19 protein-coding genes, 1 tRNA gene and 1 riboswitch are annotated in these 18,687 nt (G+C 63.9%); of the genes, 11 read left to right on the forward strand and 9 right to left on the reverse strand.

Going from position 1 to position 18,687, the window contains the following annotated elements:
- Positions 1 to 93: 93 nt before the first annotated feature.
- The 7 genes from AC56K1_RS13760 to glyA all read right to left on the reverse strand — a co-directional run bounded on the left by AC56K1_RS13760 (position 94) and on the right by glyA (position 5,341).
- Positions 94 to 741 (reverse strand): GspH/FimT family pseudopilin, encoded by a 648-nt coding sequence (locus AC56K1_RS13760; protein WP_497158394.1) that lies wholly within the window; start codon positions 739 to 741, stop codon positions 94 to 96.
- Positions 738 to 1,202 carry a type IV pilin protein gene (locus AC56K1_RS13765; RefSeq protein WP_497158395.1) on the reverse strand — a complete coding sequence of 155 codons (465 nt, stop codon included), beginning with the start codon at positions 1,200 to 1,202 and terminating at the stop codon, positions 738 to 740. The genes AC56K1_RS13760 and AC56K1_RS13765 overlap by 4 nt, the downstream gene beginning before the upstream one ends.
- Positions 1,203 to 1,210: 8 nt before the next feature.
- Positions 1,211 to 1,969 (reverse strand): pilus assembly PilX family protein, encoded by a 759-nt coding sequence (locus AC56K1_RS13770; RefSeq protein WP_497158396.1) that lies wholly within the window; start codon positions 1,967 to 1,969, stop codon positions 1,211 to 1,213.
- A gap of 13 nt (positions 1,970 to 1,982) precedes the next feature.
- The gene (locus tag AC56K1_RS13775) at positions 1,983 to 2,891 is read right to left on the reverse strand and encodes a PilW family protein (protein ID WP_497158397.1); all 909 of its coding nucleotides are present in this window, start codon (positions 2,889 to 2,891) and stop codon (positions 1,983 to 1,985) included.
- A 26-nt stretch (positions 2,892 to 2,917) separates the two neighbouring features.
- Entirely contained in the window at positions 2,918 to 3,424 is a 507-nt protein-coding gene (gene pilV, locus AC56K1_RS13780; RefSeq protein WP_497158398.1) for a type IV pilus modification protein PilV, read from the reverse strand.
- 156 nt (positions 3,425 to 3,580) lie between these two features.
- A complete protein-coding gene (gene nrdR / locus AC56K1_RS13785; RefSeq protein ID WP_497158399.1) occupies positions 3,581 to 4,039 on the reverse strand; it encodes a transcriptional regulator NrdR in 459 nt (152 codons plus the stop codon).
- Between the two features lie 54 nt (positions 4,040 to 4,093).
- Positions 4,094 to 5,341: a serine hydroxymethyltransferase gene (gene glyA / locus AC56K1_RS13790; RefSeq protein WP_497158400.1), complete on the reverse strand. Its 1,248-nt coding sequence runs from the start codon at positions 5,339 to 5,341 to the stop codon at positions 4,094 to 4,096.
- Between the two features lie 107 nt (positions 5,342 to 5,448).
- A riboswitch (ZMP/ZTP riboswitch) is annotated at positions 5,449 to 5,566 on the reverse strand.
- A gap of 145 nt (positions 5,567 to 5,711) precedes the next feature.
- Here glyA and AC56K1_RS13795 point away from each other — a divergent pair.
- From AC56K1_RS13795 to AC56K1_RS13835, 9 genes are all read left to right on the forward strand, one after another.
- Entirely contained in the window at positions 5,712 to 6,458 is a 747-nt protein-coding gene (locus AC56K1_RS13795) for an SDR family oxidoreductase (RefSeq protein WP_497158401.1), read from the forward strand.
- A gap of 309 nt (positions 6,459 to 6,767) precedes the next feature.
- Positions 6,768 to 7,184, forward strand: coding sequence for a tol-pal system-associated acyl-CoA thioesterase (gene ybgC, locus AC56K1_RS13800; RefSeq protein WP_497158402.1), 417 nt, complete (start codon positions 6,768 to 6,770; stop codon positions 7,182 to 7,184).
- A 56-nt stretch (positions 7,185 to 7,240) separates the two neighbouring features.
- Positions 7,241 to 7,924, forward strand: coding sequence for a protein TolQ (gene tolQ / locus AC56K1_RS13805; RefSeq protein ID WP_171084452.1), 684 nt, complete (start codon positions 7,241 to 7,243; stop codon positions 7,922 to 7,924).
- 20 nt (positions 7,925 to 7,944) lie between these two features.
- The gene (locus AC56K1_RS13810) at positions 7,945 to 8,376 is read left to right on the forward strand and encodes a biopolymer transporter ExbD (RefSeq protein ID WP_497158403.1); all 432 of its coding nucleotides are present in this window, start codon (positions 7,945 to 7,947) and stop codon (positions 8,374 to 8,376) included.
- A gap of 19 nt (positions 8,377 to 8,395) precedes the next feature.
- Complete coding sequence (gene tolA, locus AC56K1_RS13815; RefSeq protein ID WP_497158404.1) at positions 8,396 to 9,343, forward strand: cell envelope integrity protein TolA; 948 nt, start codon at positions 8,396 to 8,398, stop codon at positions 9,341 to 9,343.
- Positions 9,344 to 9,369: 26 nt separating this feature from the next.
- Positions 9,370 to 10,632: a Tol-Pal system beta propeller repeat protein TolB gene (tolB, locus tag AC56K1_RS13820; protein ID WP_497158405.1), complete on the forward strand. Its 1,263-nt coding sequence runs from the start codon at positions 9,370 to 9,372 to the stop codon at positions 10,630 to 10,632.
- 47 nt (positions 10,633 to 10,679) lie between these two features.
- Positions 10,680 to 11,198, forward strand: a complete 519-nt coding sequence (gene pal / locus AC56K1_RS13825; protein ID WP_497158406.1) for a peptidoglycan-associated lipoprotein Pal — start codon at positions 10,680 to 10,682, stop codon at positions 11,196 to 11,198.
- A gap of 145 nt (positions 11,199 to 11,343) precedes the next feature.
- On the forward strand, positions 11,344 to 12,099 hold the full coding sequence (ybgF, locus tag AC56K1_RS13830) for a tol-pal system protein YbgF (RefSeq protein ID WP_497158407.1): 756 nt from the start codon (positions 11,344 to 11,346) through the stop codon (positions 12,097 to 12,099).
- Between the two features lie 74 nt (positions 12,100 to 12,173).
- Positions 12,174 to 12,249, forward strand: a tRNA-Lys gene (locus tag AC56K1_RS13835).
- A 382-nt stretch (positions 12,250 to 12,631) separates the two neighbouring features.
- On the opposite strand, the gene AC56K1_RS13840 is transcribed toward AC56K1_RS13835, so the two are convergent.
- Entirely contained in the window at positions 12,632 to 13,780 is a 1,149-nt protein-coding gene (locus AC56K1_RS13840; RefSeq protein WP_497158408.1) for a DUF3616 domain-containing protein, read from the reverse strand.
- Positions 13,781 to 14,589: 809 nt separating this feature from the next.
- On the opposite strand from AC56K1_RS13840, the gene ppk1 reads away from it, so the two are divergent.
- Positions 14,590 to 16,719 carry a polyphosphate kinase 1 gene (gene ppk1 / locus AC56K1_RS13845; protein ID WP_497158409.1) on the forward strand — a complete coding sequence of 710 codons (2,130 nt, stop codon included), beginning with the start codon at positions 14,590 to 14,592 and terminating at the stop codon, positions 16,717 to 16,719.
- A 2-nt stretch (positions 16,720 to 16,721) separates the two neighbouring features.
- Entirely contained in the window at positions 16,722 to 17,183 is a 462-nt protein-coding gene (locus AC56K1_RS13850; RefSeq protein WP_497158432.1) for a SixA phosphatase family protein, read from the forward strand.
- A 21-nt stretch (positions 17,184 to 17,204) separates the two neighbouring features.
- On the opposite strand, the gene AC56K1_RS13855 is transcribed toward AC56K1_RS13850, so the two are convergent.
- Complete coding sequence (locus tag AC56K1_RS13855) at positions 17,205 to 18,659, reverse strand: Ppx/GppA phosphatase family protein (RefSeq protein ID WP_497158410.1); 1,455 nt, start codon at positions 18,657 to 18,659, stop codon at positions 17,205 to 17,207.
- Between the last annotated feature and the right edge of the window lie 28 nt (positions 18,660 to 18,687).

The raw sequence follows: 18,687 nt of genomic DNA on the forward strand, positions 1-18,687 counted from the left end.
TGTCGTGTGCCACGTGGTGTCCTGCCGTTGCGTCCTGCCGTTGCGTCCTGCCGTTGCGTCCTGCAGCTCGTGCTGCCATGCCCTCTGCCGGCGCTACTGCGGCGCTTGCGCGCCCTCGCAGCCTTCGTCGCGCTCCGGATTGCACATCCGCACGCGTCCCAGCATGTTGATTTTAATACGTCGGACATGCTCGCCGTGAAACAGCGACAGCGTACCGAGCCGGGAAGAATTGGCATTGGTATCGCTGCAGCTGCGCCCGGCGCCATTGTAGGCGATGTAGTGCGGCGGCGCTGACTGGGTGAAGGAAAAATCGACCCGCAGGCCAGGGTCGAGGGGTCCGTGGACGGACAGGATCTCGTCTCCCTCGCCGGGCTCGCGGTCGCCGTCGCGGTCCACAAAGATGGTCCAGCCCCGGGTCCAGTCGGCGCCCAGGGGATCGCGCGGCATCAGCTTGACCCGTCCGTTGCGCGCGATGGCCTGGGCCCGGGTATGGGCGATGGCGCCCAGCAGCTCGCTCGATGCGGCGCGCATCTGCTGGGCCGTGACGAGGGCGTGCAGGTCGGGGCCGGCGACCGCGAGGACGACAGCCGAGATGCCGAGCACGACGACCAGTTCGGCGAGCGTGGCGCCTGCGGCGTGCCGGCGTTCATGCTTGCGCCTCGGGTCGCGCATCATGCCGCACCCTATGTTCCCGCCTGTGCTGCGCTTGTCGACTGTCCGCATGACCCTGATAGGCTTCATGGCCAGCAGCGCCGCCCGTTCCCGCTCGCTCCCTGCGCACCGGTGCTGTCGAACGTGAGCGTGCCGCAGTCCTGGTCGTCGAAGCCGGCATCGACATTCGCCGTCCCGGGCTGGGCGCGCAGCTCGATGCACTGGCTGATGTCCTGGCCTTCGCAGGCATGGCCGTCGACTTCGTAGGCGCTGGTTTCCGGCTGCGACCCGAGCCACCAGCGGAACTGGCGGCTGCCTGGGTTTTCGGTATCGATTGAGAACGCGACATAGGTATGGTGCCGGGCGCGGTAGGCTTCCTGGCGCTGCATGGCGTCGACCAGTGCCAGCTGCGCCTCCACCCGCCGGGCCTTGACCAGGTGGGCCGCATAGCCGGGATAGGCAATCGCCGCCAGGATCGCCACGATCCCGAGCACGACCATCAGCTCGACCAGCGTGAAGCCGCAGCGTTTTCGCGCGCCTGCTGTCGTCATGGCAGGCCTCATCCCGGCTCCGTTGCTGCAGCCGCGCCGGCCGCGGCGACGCCGTCGTGCCAGTTGGCGATCTCCCGCCAGCTCACGCGCATGCCGGGGCCGCCCGGCGTGCCCGGTGCAGGGGGTGCCGCACCTGTTTCGGGGCTGCCCGGCGCGGCGGGCGTACCGGGTGACGACGGTCCGGACGGCGCAGCCACGACCAACAACTTGCGGTAATACGCCTGCACTCCAACCTGGGTCGTGCCGGCGCTTCCGAAGCCCAGTGCCGTGATCCGGTACAGCAGCGCATCCGGCACCGACGGCATGCGTTCGATCAAATAGCGCGGCGCATGCGCGGCCAGCGCCCCGATCCCGGACGGGATCCGCGCGCCCGTGATGGCACCGAATACGATGCCGGGCCCGCCCCCGTCGGCCAGCGCCAGGTGGATGTCGCTCACGTCGACGGCGTGGGTGCACAGCCCCTGGTACGGGGCGCCGCCGCGGCATCCGTCGGCAAAGGCCGCAGGCGCGGCGCTGGCCAAGGCGGCGGCGCGCGCTGAGGCCGGGTCGGCACCGCCATCGATGTCCTGCTCGGCATCGGCCAGCGCGGCCATGGCGCCATGCAGTGCCAGCATGCGGTCGCGCTCGTTGGCGGCGGCCAGCGCGCCATGCAGCGCGCTGCGGGCCGAGGCGATCCCTGTCAACAGGATCGCCAGCATCAGCAGCAGGACGGTCAGCAGCGCCACGCCACCTTCCCTGCTCCGGCGAGCGCACATCGATTTGCTCATGAGCATGCCGTCCTCACCCGCCCCGCGCCGGCAGCGCGATGGTGGTGGCAAACACCTTGCGGTGCCGCGGCGGCTCGCGCCCGGCCAGCGTCGTCTCCAGCAGGCGGGTACCGGCGTCCAGCACGCCCGCCATGTCGCCATACTGCGGCCCGAACAGGTCGTAGGTGGCGCTCCCGGCATCCGCCAGCCGGCTGGGCGCCCCATGCAGCAGCAGGGCCACCCGAACGCTGGCCAGCTTCTTCCAGTGGGTGCGCCGGCGCAGATCGGCATCGCGCTCGGCCGCCGTCATGCCCGCCAGCACCAAGGCGGCATCAAGCGCATGCAGTGCGCTGGCATTGACGTAGCGCTCGGGCGCGCCGTCGGCGTCGAGATCGAGCCCGTAGAGCACCTGGAAACTGTCCACGGCGCCGACCACCGCATCGGCCGACCAGTTGCTGGCGCCCCGGTACTTGCAGCGCAGTTCTGCGTCGCCCTGGGCATTGCGCGCGACATAAAAGATGCTCCAGCCCTCCTCATCGCGGTGTACCGAAAAGCCCGCGCAGTCGAGCGTGGTGCCGTCGCCGGAAGGCGGCGCGCCGCTGCCGGGATAGCGCACCGCCAGCACGTCGCTGCCGTGTACGACGGCATTGGCGATCGGGTTGTCGACGGCGAAGCCGGTCTGCGTCACCCGGCGCGCGTCCAGGCCGGCGAGCGCCGCCGGCGCCGCCGCATCCGGCCCGCCGCTATGCGTCTCCCAATCGACGGCAGCCGACTGGCGCACCGCGCGCGCCACCACATCGAGCGCGTAGCGTCCCGCATCATCCATCGTCGCCGTCTCCACCTGGGAGGCAAAGGCGCGGGTGGACCAGACGAACAGGCTACCGGCGGCCAGCAGCACGCCCAGGCCCACCGCCATGGCGACCAGCAGTTCGGCCATCGTCATGCCGCTTTGGCGGCGAAGACAAACCCTCATCGCAGCACCGTCACGTAAGCGGGCGCGTCGTCCGTGCCCTGCCAGCCGAGTTTGACGACCGGCAGCGCACCGGGGGCGCCGTCGCAGCTCCAGCGAAAGCTGTTGGTGGCGCTGTTCCAGGGCGAACCGTCGCGGCAGACCTCGACGCGCCCGGCGGGGAATTGCGCATGCACGGCTTGGCGGATCTCGTGCAGGTCGAACTCGGCCAGCTGCTGGGGGCTGCATGCGGTGCTGCCGAAGCATGGCAGCGGCGCGATGGGCGCGCCGTCCGCCGCGTCATACTGGAAGCTGAGGTAGGGATTGGCGGCATCAGGCAAGCCGGCCACCGGGGGATTGGCCCGCATGCGCGAAGCCAGCGAGGCCGCCAGCTGCGCCGCTTCGGATGTGCGGGCCGCGTGCTGGCGCAGCCGCTCGGCCGTCAGCTGCGTGGCGCCGGCGCCGACGATGCCCACCGCGAGCACGAACAGCGCGACCAGCACTTCGACCAGCGTGAATCCTGGCATTCCCCCATGCGCCTGCACACCCACCTCCCCTCGTCAGCGTCGAGAAACCGGCAAGGCCAGGCAACAGGCCTGCCGGCTGCGAACTGCAAAGTTATCAGGCGAGCACCTGCCGGCCATGAGCTGGCCCAATCGTTTTCGGGGAACCGATGAGCGGTTTTACTTACGCGGGTGGCCGACTTCAGCCAGCGCTTCCTGGAACTCGGCCAGGTCTTCGAAATTCTTGTAGACCGAGGCGAAACGGATATAGGCGATCTTGTCGAGGCGCTTGAGTTCCTGCATCACCAGTTCGCCCACATAGCCGGTATCTACTTCGCGGCGGCCGCTGGTCAGGAGCTTTTCCTCGATGGTGGCAACGGCGGTGTCGATCGCTTCGGCGGCCACGGGGCGCTTGCGCAAGGCCAGCATCAGGCTGCCGCGCAGCTTGGCTGGCGCGAACTCGGTGCGGCTGCCGTTCTTCTTGACGATGATCGGCATCGACAGCTCGATGCGCTCATAGGTGGTGAAGCGCTTGTCGCACTTCGCGCAGCGCCGGCGCCGGCGAATGGCGTCCCCTTCCTCGGACACGCGCGTGTCGAGGACCTGGGTATCTTCATGCTGGCAGAACGGACATTTCATGGGCGCCGGGATGCTTGTTGGGGCCAGCAAGCGCCGGCCCCGGGGTTGTGCTACTTAGGCTGCGTAGACCGGGTACTTGTCGGTCAGCAGCTTGACTTCAGCCTTCACGCGCTCAATGGTCGCGGCGTCGTGCGGGTTGTCCAGCACGTCGGCGATCAGGTGGCCCACCTTGACCGCATCTTCTTCCTTGAAGCCGCGGGTGGTAAAGGCCGGGCTGCCCAGGCGGATGCCCGAGGTGACGAAGGGCTTCTGCGGGTCGTTCGGGATACCGTTCTTGTTGCAGGTCATGTGCGCCTGGCCCAGGATCGCTTCGGCTTCCTTGCCGGTCAGGCCCTTCGAGCGCAGGTCGACCAGCATCACGTGCGATTCGGTCCGGCCCGACACGATGCGCAGTCCGCGCGCGATCAAGGTCTCGGCCAGCACCTTGGCGTTCTTGACGACCTGCCGCTGGTACTCCTTGAACTCCGGCGACAGCGCTTCTTTGAAGGCCACGGCCTTGCCGGCGATGACGTGCATCAGCGGACCGCCCTGGATGCCCGGGAAGATCGCCGAATTGATCTGCTTCTCGAACTCGGCCTTCATCAGGATGATGCCGCCGCGCGGGCCGCGCAGCGACTTGTGCGTCGTGGACGTAACAAAGTCGGCATGCGGCACCGGGTTCGGGTATTCGCCCGCGGCGATCAGGCCGGCGTAGTGGGCCATGTCGACCATGAAATAGGCGCCGACTTCCTTGGCGACTTTTGCGAATCGTTCGAAGTCGATGCGCAGGGCGAAGGCCGACGCACCGGCGATGATCATCTTCGGCTTGTGCTCGCGCGCCAGGGCTTCCATGGCGTCGTAGTCAATGTCTTCTTCCGGCGTCAGGCCGTAGGAAACGACGTTGAACCACTTGCCCGACATGTTCAGTGCCATGCCGTGGGTCAGGTGGCCGCCTTCGGCCAGCGACATGCCCATGATGGTATCGCCCGGCTTGAGCATGGCGAAGAACACGCCCTGGTTGGCCTGCGAGCCCGAATTAGGCTGCACGTTGGCTGCTTCCGCACCGAACAGTTGCTTGAGGCGGTCGATCGCCAGCTGCTCGGCGACGTCGACGTATTCGCAGCCGCCGTAATAGCGCTTGCCTGGATAGCCTTCAGCGTACTTGTTGGTCAGCTGCGAGCCCTGCGCTTCCATGACGGCCGGCGAGGTATAGTTCTCGGACGCGATCAGTTCGATGTGGTCCTGCTGGCGAACGTTTTCCTTCTGGATGGCATCCCACAGTTCCGGGTCGACATTGGCGAGCGTATGATTCTTTGCAAACATGTAAAACTCCAATCGAGAGAAATACCAGGCAACGGGCAGCGCAGAATGGGCGGCCGGGCGGGTGCGAGGCAGCCGCGAGGCCGCGCGCGACACGACGCGGTCCAGTTGGTGGCTGCCCAGGCGAACGGCGTTGACATCTCACGTTCCCCGGTGGGTGCCCACCTTTACCGTGCTGGGCGCATGCGAACGCGGCGGCACGGTGTTTCGCCAGTTACGTGAGACGTAAATGACTCCAGATTGTATGTGATCCGAGCCCCTTAGGGCAAGGAAACTGCTGTCGTCCTAACAAGTGCAGGGGCAGCAGCAGGCTTGTGGCTATTTCGGCTACAATTTTCCCTTCCTTCCACTTCGCCGCCACCAGGACCCACCCATGATCGTCTTCATTACCGGCGCCTCGGCCGGCTTCGGCGCCGCGATGGCCCGCGTTTTCGTTCGCAATGGCCACAAGGCCATCCTGGCGGCCCGCCGCACCGACCGCATCGCCGACCTGGCAAGCGAACTGGGCGAGGCCGCCTTGCCAGTCACGCTCGACGTGACCAGCCGCGCCTCGATCGATGCGGCCATCGCCGGCCTGCCCGTGGGCTGGCGCGACATCGACGTGCTCGTCAATAACGCGGGACTGGCGCTCAACACCCTGCCAGCGCACGAGGTGCCGCTGGACGATTGGGACACGATGATCGCCACCAATTGCCAGGGACTGGTGACGATGACCCGCGCGGTGCTGCCCGGCATGGTGGCGCGTGGCAGCGGGCTGGTGATCAACCTGGGGTCGGTGGCAGGCCACTACCCTTACCCGGGCGGCAATGTGTATGGCGCGACCAAGGCCTTCGTCGAGCAATTCACCCTGAACCTGCGGGCCGACCTGGTCGGCACCGGCGTGCGCGCGACCAACCTCGCGCCGGGACTGTGCGGCGGGACCGAGTTCTCGAACGTACGCTTCAAGGGCGACGATGCGGCGGCGGCCAAGGTGTATGAAGGCACCACGCCGCTGAGCGCGGAGGATATTGCGAATACCGCCTACTGGATCGCGACCCTGCCGCCGCATGTGAATGTGAACAGTATCGAGTTGATGCCGACTTGCCAGGGGTTTTCGCCGTTCACGATCAAGCGCACGTAATACGGGTTTCCGTCAGGCGCCATGAAGCGGGCTTGGTGTCTGCTCCTGGGGTGGGCAAGTTCCTCGCCCACCCTGCCACGGCAGGCATGATCGTATGGTTGAACAGGCTCGTCGACCGTCCGTGTCGCGCGCTCTGCAATTGTTAGAAAGTGTTACAGTCATTGGCCTTTCGGCCATGTTTCACGTCTACTACTGCCGCGGCTTAGTCTCTTGAACGGAAGGCACGTCCGACCTTTTTCCGAGCCCTATGTTCTATAGCGTACATAGGATCGGCAAAAATCGCGTAAAATGTTTCCTATTTACATTTAAATGGCAGGAGAAATGCCTTCAGCTTTTGACTGGACAGTCAGGGTCTATTACGAAGATACCGACGCCGGTGGCATCGTGTTTTACGCCAATTACCTGAAATTCTTTGAACGTGCCCGCACCGAATGGCTGCGTGCTCTAGGTGTCGGCCAGCAGGAACTGCTCGACGCCGATGGCGCCGCTTTCGTCGTCAAGAGCGCCTCCCTGGATTACCATGCGCCGGCCCGGCTCGACGACGTGCTGACCATTCGCACGACGGTCGAAAAGCTCGGCCGCGCCTCCGTCCAGTTCGCCCAGCAAGCCTGGAAAGGCGACCTGCTTCTGACCAGCGCCCACGTGAAAGTGGGCTGCGTCGATACCGCGACGATGCGCCCACGGTCGCTTCCCGACAGCGCTGCTGATAAAATGCGCGCCGCGTGAGTTGGCAAATCATTAGCACATGCCTGCCTGAATAATCCGACAACAGAACCCACCCGATGACCGCAACCCAAGACCTTTCGTTTATCCACCTGATCAGCAACGCCCACATCCTGGTGCAGCTGATCATGGCCCTGCTGTTGATCCTGTCGGTGGTGAGCTGGACCTATATCTTCCGCAAGGTGTTCGCGCTCAAAGCCGCAAGGAACCAGACCGAGCAGTTCGAGCGCAGTTTCTGGGCCGGCGGCAACCTCAATACCCTGCACCAAAGCGCCAGCAGCCAGCGCGACCAGAGCGGCCCGCTGGCCCGCATCTTCGAGGCCGGCATGGGCGAATTCATCAAGGGCAAGCAGGCCGCACGCGACGCCGCCGACATGGGCCCGGCGCTCGACGGCGCCCGCCGCGCCATGCGCGCCGCCTTCCAGCGCGAGCTCGACGCCCTCGACATCCACCTGAACTTCCTGGCCTCGGTCGGCTCGGTCTCGCCTTACATCGGCCTGCTCGGCACCGTCTGGGGCATCATGAACGCCTTCCGCGGCCTGGCCAGCGTCCAGCAAGCCACGCTTGCCATCGTCGCGCCTGGCATTGCCGAAGCCCTGATCGCCACCGCGATCGGCCTGTTCGCAGCGATCCCTGCAGTAGTGGCCTACAACCGCTTCACCCACGACATCGACCGCCTGGCGATCCGCTTCGAGAGCTTCGTCGAGGAATTCTCGAACATCCTGCAGCGCCAGGCGCGCTAAGCACAGCGGAGAATTCTTCAATGGCCTTTTCCAGCAGCCTGCGCAGCGGACGCAAACGCAGCTTCAAATCCGAGATCAACGTCGTGCCCTACATCGACGTGATGCTGGTGCTGCTTATCATCTTCATGGCCGTGCCGGCCAACGAAGCGCCGAGCGTGATCAACCTGCCGAGCGCGGAAAAATCGGCGCTGCCGCCGGACACCTATATCCAGATCTCGATCAAGCCGGAGAACAAGCTGTCGATCGGCGTCGGCGGCAAGCAAAAGGTCGCGGCCGAAGAAGTGGCCGACCGCACTGCCCTGCTTGAACGCCTGCGCGCCCTGCACGAAGAAAATCCGGACTATCCGGTCTTGATTGCCGGTGACCGCGACAGCAAATATGACGATGTGATTTCGCTGATTTCCGAAGCGAAGAAGATGGGCATCAACCGGGTGGGACTGGCCACCAAGTGATGAATCCCGAGACGCATCCATGCCAGCTTTGAACCCTGCTACCAGCGGCGCGCCCTATCGCGTGCCGCCCGAACCGAGCCGCCTGCCCGCTTTCCTGCTGGCGGTGGCGGTGCACGCCGTGCTGGTAAGTTTCCTGTGGTTCGGCATCAACTGGCAGAACAACGAACCGGTCGCGGTCGAGGCCGAAGTCTGGGACATGTCGGTCCAGACCGCAGCCGCGCCCGCACTGCCGCCCCCGCCCGCGCCGAAGCCCGAGCCGCAACCTGAACCCGCCCCGCCGCCGCCACGCGCGGCCGAGCCGCCCCCAGTCGAGCGCCCTGCCCCGACGCCGCCCGACATCAACCTTCAACGCGAAAAGAAACTGAAGGAAGATGCGCGCAAGCAGGAGCTGGCCGAAAAACGCGAACTCGAGCGCAAGGAAGAAGCGCGCAAGGAGCTGGCCGAGCAGAAGAAGCGCGACGAGGCCGAGCGCAAGGAAAAGGAACTGGCCAAGAAGGAAGCGGACGACAAAAAGAAGCTCGAGAAGCAGGCCGCCGAGAAAAAACTCGCCGCCGAAAAGGCCGCCAGGGACAAGGCCGAGAAGGCCGAAGCCGCCAAGCTGGACAAGCTTCGCCAGGACGACCTGAAACGCATGGCCGGCGCCATGGGCAGCACTGGCACCGCAGCCAAGTCCACCGCGCCAAAGGCCGATGCCGGCTATGTGGCCGCGATCACCGCCGCGATCAAGAGCGCCACGGCCTATGCCGGCAGCACCAGCATGCCGGGCAACCCGAAGGCCGTGTTCAAGGTCGACCAGTTGCCGACCGGCGAAATCATGTCGGTGCGCCTGGTGAAAAGCAGCGGTGTGCCTGAGTTCGACCGGGCAGTTCAAAATGGTATCAGGAATGCTTCTCCTCTCCCGAAGAAAAAAGACGGGACGGTGGAGCGCACGCTCGACGTCAATTTCTCGATGAAGGATTACGACTGACCCGCTTAGTCCAATCAAACGAAACTATGAAAAAACTCCATTTCCTGCTGTTTAGCGCTACCGTCCTGATGGGCTCCGCCCAGGCCCAGCTCAAGGTTGAAATCGCCGGCGTCGGCAGCAACCAGATCCCGGTTGCCGTCGCGGCCTTCGCCGATGAATCGGTGGCTCCAGAACAAGTGTCCGCCATCATCCGCGCCGACTTGGAGCGCAGCGGCCTGTTCAAGGTCACCGATGCCGGCCAGGCCATCAGCGACAGCGCCAGCGTCGACCTCGCCGCCTTCAAGGCGCGCGGCGTCCAGGCACTGGTGGTGGGCAGCGTGGCGCGCCAGCCGGATGGCCGCCTGGCCGTGCGCTACAAGCTGCACGACACCGTCGGCGGCACCCAGCTGTCCCAGCTTGGCGGCGAAGTCCAGCCGAAATACACCCGCCTGCAGGCCCACCGCATCGCCGACGACGTCTACGAAAAGCTGACCGGCACCCGCGGCATCTTCTCGACCCGCATCGCCTACGTGAAGGAAGACCGCGCCAACCGCAACTACACGCTGGCCGTGGCCGATGCCGACGGCGAGAACGAAATCGTCGCCACCCGCGGCCGCGAGCCGATCATCTCGCCGGCCTGGTCGCCGGATGGCAGCAAGGTCGCGTATGTCTCGATGGAAGACCGCAAGCCCGTGGTCTACCTGCAAGACCTGATGACCGGCCGCCGCAACGTGATCTCCAACGTCAAAGGCAACAACTCGGCCCCAAGCTGGGCGCCGGACGGCCGCATGCTGGCCGTGGCCCTGTCGAAAGACGGCAATACCGAAGTCTATACCGTCGGCTCGGATGGCACCGGCCACCGCCGCCTGACCAACAGCCCCTCGATCGACACCGAGCCGCAGTTCTCGGCCGACGGCCAGACCATTTATTTCACCAGCGACCGCAGCGGCGGCCCGCAGATCTACAAGATGAGCGTCTCGGGCGGCAATCCGACCCGGGTTACTTTCAACGGCAACTACAACATCAGCCCGCGCGTGTCTTCGGACGGCAAGACCCTGGCATGGATCTCCCAGCGCGGCGGCGGTTTCTCCCTTTATGCGATGGACCTGGCCAGCGGCCAGGAGCTGCGCCTGGCCGACGGGGCCACCGAACCGAGTTTTTCGCCTAACGGCAAGTACATCATGTATGCGACCAAGGGCGGCGGGCGCGTCTCGCTGGCCGTGGTCTCGGTGGACGGACGGGTAAAGCAGCGCTTGACTACCAAAGCGGGAAACATTCGGGAGCCCAGCTGGGGTCCCTTCATGAAGTAAAGAAGTAAAACAAAGCAGCACCCTTTTATTAGACAAGGAGAAAAACCATGCGCCACTTCCAGAAAGTAGCCCTCATCGCTTCGGCCGCCCTGCTGACCGCTTGCTCGTCGCCGACCAAACTGAACGAGACCCCGGTGGTCGAGAAGAGCCCGACCCCGGTCGCCCAGCCAGACGCGCGCGACATCCGTCCAGTCGAGACCGGCAGTGTCGATCCGCTGAACGATCCAAAAGGCGTGCTGGCCAACCGCAGCGTCTACTTCGACTACGACAGCTTCGTCGTGCGCGAAGACGGCAAGCCGGTCGTCGCCAACCACTCGGGCTACCTGACCAAGAACACCGGCCGCAAGGTCCTAATCCAGGGCAACACCGACGAACGCGGCGGCACCGAGTACAACCTGGCCCTGGGCCAGAAGCGTGCCGAGGCCGTGCGCCGCTCGATGGCCTCGCTGGGCGTGTCGGACAACCAGATGGAAGCCGTGTCGCTGGGCGAAGAAAAACCGAAAGCTACCGGCAGCGACGAAGCTGCATGGACTGAAAACCGCCGCGCTGATATCGTTTACCAGTAATCGTTTGATACTGTAGGAGCGCCTGAGACCCCCCCCATGGGGGAATTATCAGGCGCTCTTAAGGTAAGGCTGATTGACAGCGGGGCGGATGACAGTGCAGACTGCATCCGCCCCGTTTTACTCTGCAACCGGAAAGATCCCTGCCATGATGAAACTGTCCCCGTCCCGCCTCGCCTGCCTCGTCCTGATGGCCTGGATGCCATTGCAGGCCTCCGCCGGCCTGCTCGACGACGACGAAGCGCGCAAGGCCATCCTCGACCTGCGCACCAAGGTCGATGCCATTGCCCGCGACCTGAACGCCCGCATCGACACCAAGTCGGACAAGACCGTCCAGCTCGACATGCTGAACCAGCACGAGCAGACCATGCAGGAAATCTCGCGCCTGCGCGGCCAGATCGAAGTGCTGGCCAACGAGATCAGCAAGGCGCAGAACAGCCAGAAGCAGCTGTACGCCGACCTCGACGCGCGCATCAAGAAGATCGAGCCGCAGCAGGAAACCATCGACGGCCAGGCCGCCGAGGTGCTGCCGTCCGAGAAGTCCGCCTACGAGAGCGCCACCGCCATGTTCCAGTCGGGCGACTACAAGGGCGCCGCCACCGCGCTGCAGGACTTCGTGCGCCGCTACCCGGAATCGCCCTACGCCTCGAACGCCCAGTACTGGCTCGGCAACGCCTATTACGCAATGGGCGACTACAAGAAGGCCATCGCAGCCCAGGAAGTCGTCACCAGCACCTACGCCAGCAGCAACAAGGTGCCGGACGCCATGCTGAACATCGCCAGCAGCTATGCCCTGCTCAAGGACAGCAAGAATGCCAAGAAGGCGCTGCAGCAGCTGGTGTCGAAGTATCCTGGATCGAGCGCGGGCAAGACGGCGAAAGACCGGCTGGCTTCGCTGAAATAAGTTCCCGGCGCAGTTGCCTTTACCGGACGGGGGTTTGACAGGATGCTCATCGCATCCTATAATCTCGCTTCTTCGGGTCGTTAGCTCAGCTGGTAGAGCAGCGGACTTTTAATCCGTTGGTCGCAGGTTCGAATCCCGCACGGCCTACCACGAATTAGCAGCACCAAATCAAGGCGTTACGAGCAATCGTGACGCCTTTTTTTGTATCCGCAGCAGACCGCTCTTTAACCTGCTGTGCCGTACTTGTGATGCGCAGCAGTCCGTCTACCGCCGCCGCGTGACGCGCCATGTACGCCGACGCCAGGTGCACGTACCGCCGCAGCATCGCCGGCGGCTTCCAGCCGCCCATCTCCTGCAGGTCTTACAACGGCACGCCCTTCTGGATCAGCCAGTTCGCCTGGGTGTGCTGCAAGTCGTGCCAACGGAAGTCGGCGCTTCCTGCGCGCTCGAGGGCATTGCGCCAAGCCTTCGTGTCCACCTGCCTGACCGGTTTTTTCCTTCATAGGGTCTGAGTCTTGATATCCAGGCGACCTTACTTTTCCTTTCGTTTCGTTCGCCGCGGCAGGGGGAACACGTCTGCTACCATCGTGCTGTCGCCGATTTGGCGGCTGGGCGAGGCAGTGTCATAAACCACCATCAGCCGGTCCTCGCTACCTTTCTCGCCAGCGAACAGAGTCATGCCTTCGGGATGGTCGACACCCTCCCCATAAGGAACAGCCAGAACGCGTTCGATTCCATCTGCCGGCATGACTGTCTCCTTGTCGGGCTGCGCGCCGCCCACCCAGCGATACACGTACACCGGGCCATCCAAATCCATGGTTGGCCCGGCAAGGATCAGAAGATCCTTGTCCTGAACGCACAAATCGCGGATGCCCAAGCCGCCCAGGTCCAAGAAATGCTTGCGCAGCATCTGCCCGTTAGAATCAACGGGCGCCAGCCGCATCCATCCGGCCTCGTCGTCATCAACAAGGGCAAGCTCGATGATCGCCGCCCAGCCGCGCAGTACCGGGCCACGCAGTCCTAACAGAAGGTGCTTACCAGCAACAGCGATTCCTTCGATGTCGAAACCGTTGTCCTTGCCAGGCAGGGCCATGAATGGGCCGAAATGCTCGTCGTTCCTCAGCAGCGCCGTCAACTCATTGCCGTGCTCATCGCCACGCAGCATGGCGGCCGTGCGCTGCCTTCGCTTCTGCTCGGTGTTCTTGAGCAGCGTGTACTCACCGTCCTGCAGGACGACAGGAATGCGTGCCAACAGGTAGCGGTTGCCGTCCGCGCTGATCGAGCACAGCCGCTTGTGCGCCTTCTTCACGCTGTCGCCGGGCCCGGGCTGCTTGCGCCGCAGGCTGTGCGATCCGGTCAGCCACAGGTACTTGCCGTCGGAGGCCAAACCTTCGATGTCAGCCTCGTTGATGTCCTCAGGCGTCTCGCCATCCGGCGGTAGCGGGAGCGGCAGGAAATCGTGTAGCGCAAACTGCTTGTGGTCCCGCGCGATGCCGCTTCTTCCCACGCTGTCCTTCTCGGAGAGAGTAAGGCGTTCGAGAGTGACCGACTCGTCGTTCGCCACCCAGAGCGTACGCCCCATGCGCAGGGCGACCGAGAGTCCGTCGCGTAGCTCCTTGTCATGCGTCAGGTTGTCGTGTTCAGGTTTAAATTCGAGCAAGAGGATATTTGTCGGATGCATACGTTCTCCATGATTGACCATAGCAGCATATTGTTATTGCTCACCTTGCGCGAGTAATACAGGTTTCTCGTCGCTCACCCCACAGGTCGACGCGGTTTACCGCACGGTTGCGCACGTCGTGCCATACTCATTGCCGCTCGCTCGCTGCCGCTATCCGCACCTGCAAAGGCGCATGACACGTTGCTCGACAGAACACAGTATTTTCTCACCGGCTCGACAGCGCATGCGACGCGGTCACGCTACATTGCTTTTACAAAGGAAAGTACTCAATGGAAACGTCAAATGATCGTCGCACCACTGGACCTTTGCCAAGGCCTACCTCCTACGAAACGAATGCAACAAGAATTGTTCAGCGGGCGATATTATTGCGCGCTTGCCTGGGCACGGTCGGTGCGTTAGAGTATCTGAAAACATTTGACGTCGACAGCAAGCTTATCACCCGCGTGCTGACTGGTGATTGCGTTCGCGGCGAAGACAAGGCGACGCTGGCACAATGCAGGGCAAGTCTACAACTGCGAGGTTAAGACTTCGATTCGATACACCAGCGCCGCTGGCGCTAGTCATACGCGCGTCGTCTATGTTGGTTAGCGTCGTCTCGTCTGCCCGTCGATGCGACGCGGTGGCAGCTTCAGTCCCGTCAGCTCAAGCACCGGCACCAATATTAGTGCGCATTGGTACTTGCCAGGCCTCGGGCAAGCGCAGCGGAACGGCGGTTTCAGCGTACAGGTCCTCTACGGGTGCTGCGCATGGTCACACGCCCTTCATATTTATCCGCCATACTGGCGCTCCCGCATGACTTCGCGCCGAAAATGGATAAGAAGGTGAAAACCGCCGAGGCGTATTCAGCGCCCGCGCTCGAGCACGCTGCCAAGTTTCTCAACCGTGAACTTTCGCTGCTTGAATTTAACCGCCGCGTTCTGGCCCAGGCCGAAGACCGGCATTTGCCCTTGCTTGAACGGCTGCGCTTCCTGTGCATCGTCAGCAGCAATCTCGATGAGTTCTTTGAAGTACGCGTCGCCAGCATGCTGGCCCAGCACACGATCGAGCGCAGCATGGAAGACATGCCGGAACCTGTTTCCGCTACCTTGATGCGCGCGAGCGACGAATGCCGGCACATCATCAAACGCCAGTACGCTCTGCTCAACGACGACATCCTGCCGCGCCTGTCGGAAAACGGCATCCACATGCTGCGCCGGGGCGACCGCAACGCAGCTCAGAAGGCTTGGGTCAAGCAATATTTTGACAAGGAAGTGCGGCCGCTGCTGACGCCGATCGGACTCGATCCGGCCCATCCGTTCCCGCGTGTCGTCAATAAAAGCCTGAACTTCATTGTCGAGCTGTCGGGCAAGGATGCGTTCGGGCGCGGGACGGCAATCGCCATCATGAAGGCGCCGCGCGTGCTGCCGCGTGTCATCCGTCTGCCCGACGAGCTCTCGGACCGGCCCGGCGCATCGTACTGCCTGTTGTCGTCGGTAATCCAGGCGCACATGCCTGACCTGTTCACCGGGCGCGAAGTGATCGCCTTCTCTCAGTTCCGGGTGACGCGCAACAGCGACCTGTGGGTCGACGAGGAAGAAGTCAAGAATTTGCGCCAAGCGCTGCAAAGCGAACTGCACAGCAGACAATACGGCTTTGCCGTGCGTCTCGAGGTTGGTCGCGACTGCCCGGAACACCTCTCGAACTTCCTGCGCGACCAGTTTTCGGTCGACAACAGCCGTGTGTTTGCCGTCGACGGCCCGGTCAACATGGGCCGCCTGGTCGAAATCGTCAATAGCCCGGCCCGGCCGGAACTGAAGTATCCGCCTTTCTTGCCCGGTTTTCCTGTGAAGTTCAACCCGCTCGACGTATTCGGCATTCTGGCGCGCCAGGACATGTTGCTGCACCATCCGTTCCAGTCGTTCAAGCCGGTCATCGATTTTATCCAGGCGGCGGCGACCGACCCGGCCGTGGTCGCGATCAAACAGACCATCTACCGTGCCGGCATGAATTCGGAGCTGATGGAAGCGCTGATCAGCGCCGCCGAGGGCGGCAAGGAAGTCACCGTCATCGTCGAACTGATGGCGCGCTTCGATGAGGAGGCGAACATCAACTGGGCCGAGCGGCTCGAAGAAGCCGGCGCGCAAGTCGTCTACGGCGTTGTCGGGCTCAAAACGCACGCCAAGATGGCGCTCGTACTGCGGCGCGAACCCTCGGGACTGCGCCGTTACGCCCACCTCGGCACCGGCAACTACAATCCGACCACGGCGCGCCACTACTCCGATATCGGCCTCCTGACCTCGGATGCCAACCTCACCGCCGACATCAACGAGGTCTTCATTCACCTGACCAGCATGACCAGGCCCAAGCAGCTCAGCTGCATGTGGCTGGCGCCATTTTCCCTGCAAAGGGACCTGGTGCGCGTGATCCGCCAGGAAGCAGAGCTTGCGCGTGCAGGCAAAACCGGGCGCATCATCGCGAAGATGAATTCGCTAACCGACGAAACCGTGATCCGCGCGCTGTATGACGCTTCCTGCGACGGTGTGAAGATCGATCTGATCGTGCGTGGCGCCTGCTCCCTGCGCCCTGGCGTATCCGGCCTGTCGAGCAATATCAAGGTGCGTTCCATCGTCGGCCGTTTCCTCGAACACACCCGGATCTTTTACTTCCGCAACAACCTGAAACACGACATCTACCTCAGCAGCGCAGACTGGATGAACCGGAACCTGATGCGGCGGATCGAAGTCGCCTTTCCGGTCCATTCGCCGGCCCTGAAAAAACGGCTGCTGCGCGAAGGCCTGGAGCCCTACCTGAACGACAACGTCAATGCCTGGGAACTGGGCAGCGATGGCCAGTACCGGCGCCGCAAGCTGCGCAAAGGCCAGAAGCAAAACAACGCACAGGAAATGCTGATGGCACTGCTCGGCGACACCGCGCCGGGCGAACCTGCAAAAGGGGAGTGACGATGGACCTGATCTTGTGGCGCCACGCGGAAGCCGAAGACGGCGAACCCGACGCCAAGCGTAAACTCACCGCAAAGGGCAAGCGCCATGCGGCGCGCGTTGGCGAGTGGCTGGCCGGGCAGTTGCCAGAACAATGCCGTATCCTGGCCAGCCCGGCCGTGCGCTGCCTGCAGACGGCGGACGGGCTCGGCCGCCGCTATACGATCCATGAAACCTTGAACACCGACTCGACGCCTGAACGCATGCTGGAGGCCTGCGGCTGGCCGGGAAGCCGCTTTCCCGCCCTGCTGGTCGGTCATCAGCCGCAGTTGGGCGAGCTGGCGGCGCTGATCCTGGCCGGCAGCGCGCAGCCCTGGAAAATCCGCAAGGCCGGCGTATTCTGGATCAAGGGCTCGGATGCCGAAGGCAACTTACCATTCATCCGCCTCGCCGTCGGTCCCGAACTCATCGGAAAACTGCGCTGAGCTTGCCGGCGCAGCAGCGTCTCAGGTCTCTTTGAACTGGAGCACCAGGCCCACGTCCACCCAAGCGTCACGCTCTTTTTCCAGCCAGAAGCGCATCGTCGGGTGTTTCGCCAGCCAGCCCGGCGCCAGGTCGACCTCGATCCGGCCCTTCATGCGCAGCCTGAAACCATCGAGCTCATCGTCGACGCGTGCATGCATGCAGGCCACCGCCAGCCGCAGCGCCAGCACCATCCGCGCCAGCGCCGGCTCGGCCAGCGACTCCCGGATCTTGCGCACGTTGCCCTTGTGCCCAAGCACCAGGGTGGCCATCAGGCGCTGTTCGCGTGTCGTAAATCCCGGCAAGTCCACGTGCTCGACAAGATAGGCGCCGTGCTTGTGTGCGCTCGTATGCGAGACGCTCAAGCCGATTTCATGCAGCATGCAAGCCCACCCAAGGTAGTGCACGCAGCTGCTGTCACTCGCGCCCAACTGGCCATACAAACGCAGTGCGATTGCCGTAGCACGTTGCGCGCGTCCGGGGTCGACGCCGAAACGCGCCATGCAGGCCCCGATCGCCAGGTCGCGCCGGTCGTGGCGCTGGGCGCGCAGCTCGAGGTCGGACAAGGCGCCAAGGCGCAGGCCGGCATTGATCGCGCAAACCCGCTCGATACCGAACTCCTCCAGCGCGCCGATCAGGATGCTCACGCCCCCCAGCACCGCCACCACCCGCTCGCTTTTCAGGCCGGGCAAGTCGACCTGGTCGACCTGCGCGCATTCGATGAGCTTGTCGCGCAGCGCGCAGAGGCTCGACAGCGACAGCCTACCGTCGCCGAGCCCGCCACGCGCGATCGCCCCGGCCATCGCGCGCATCGTGCCCGAGGAGCCATAGACGGCAGTCCAGCCGTGCGCGCGATACGCAGCAGCAGCGTCTTCGAACATTGCACGCGCCATCGTGATGGCGCCGTCGAAGCTGGCATGGTCGATGCGGCCTTCCGGGAAGAAATTCGAGGCCTGGGGCTGGGTGCCGATGCTGAACGAGTCGACCAGCGCGATCGCGTCGCCACGCCCGGCGATCACTTCGGTCGAGCCGCCGCCGATATCGATGACCAGGCGCTCTTCCTCCGGATCGGCCCGTGCGCGCGCCACGCCCATGTAGACCAGCCTGCCCTCTTCTTCGCCGGAAATGATTTCGATCGGATAACCGATTGCCTTTTCCGCCAGGGGCAGCACCTCGGGCGCATTGCGCGCCACGCGCAAGGTGTTGGTGCCGACCACGCGCACGGCGTCGAGCCGGTACTCGCCGAGGATGTCGGCAAATCCGGACAGGCTCTTCAAAGCCGCTGCGATGGCCGATACGGTCAGGTTGCCATCGGGACCGAGGCCGGCGGCCAGGCGCACCGGGTCGCGTGCGCTGCGTACGATGCGCATTTCTCCATCGTCAGGTTCGCCGATATGCAGACGAAAACTGTTCGACCCGAGATCGACTGCTGCAAACATACGCGTGACTTTCCTTAATTTGTTGGAC

Source organism: Telluria sp. ZB4P37 (assembly GCF_059685855.1).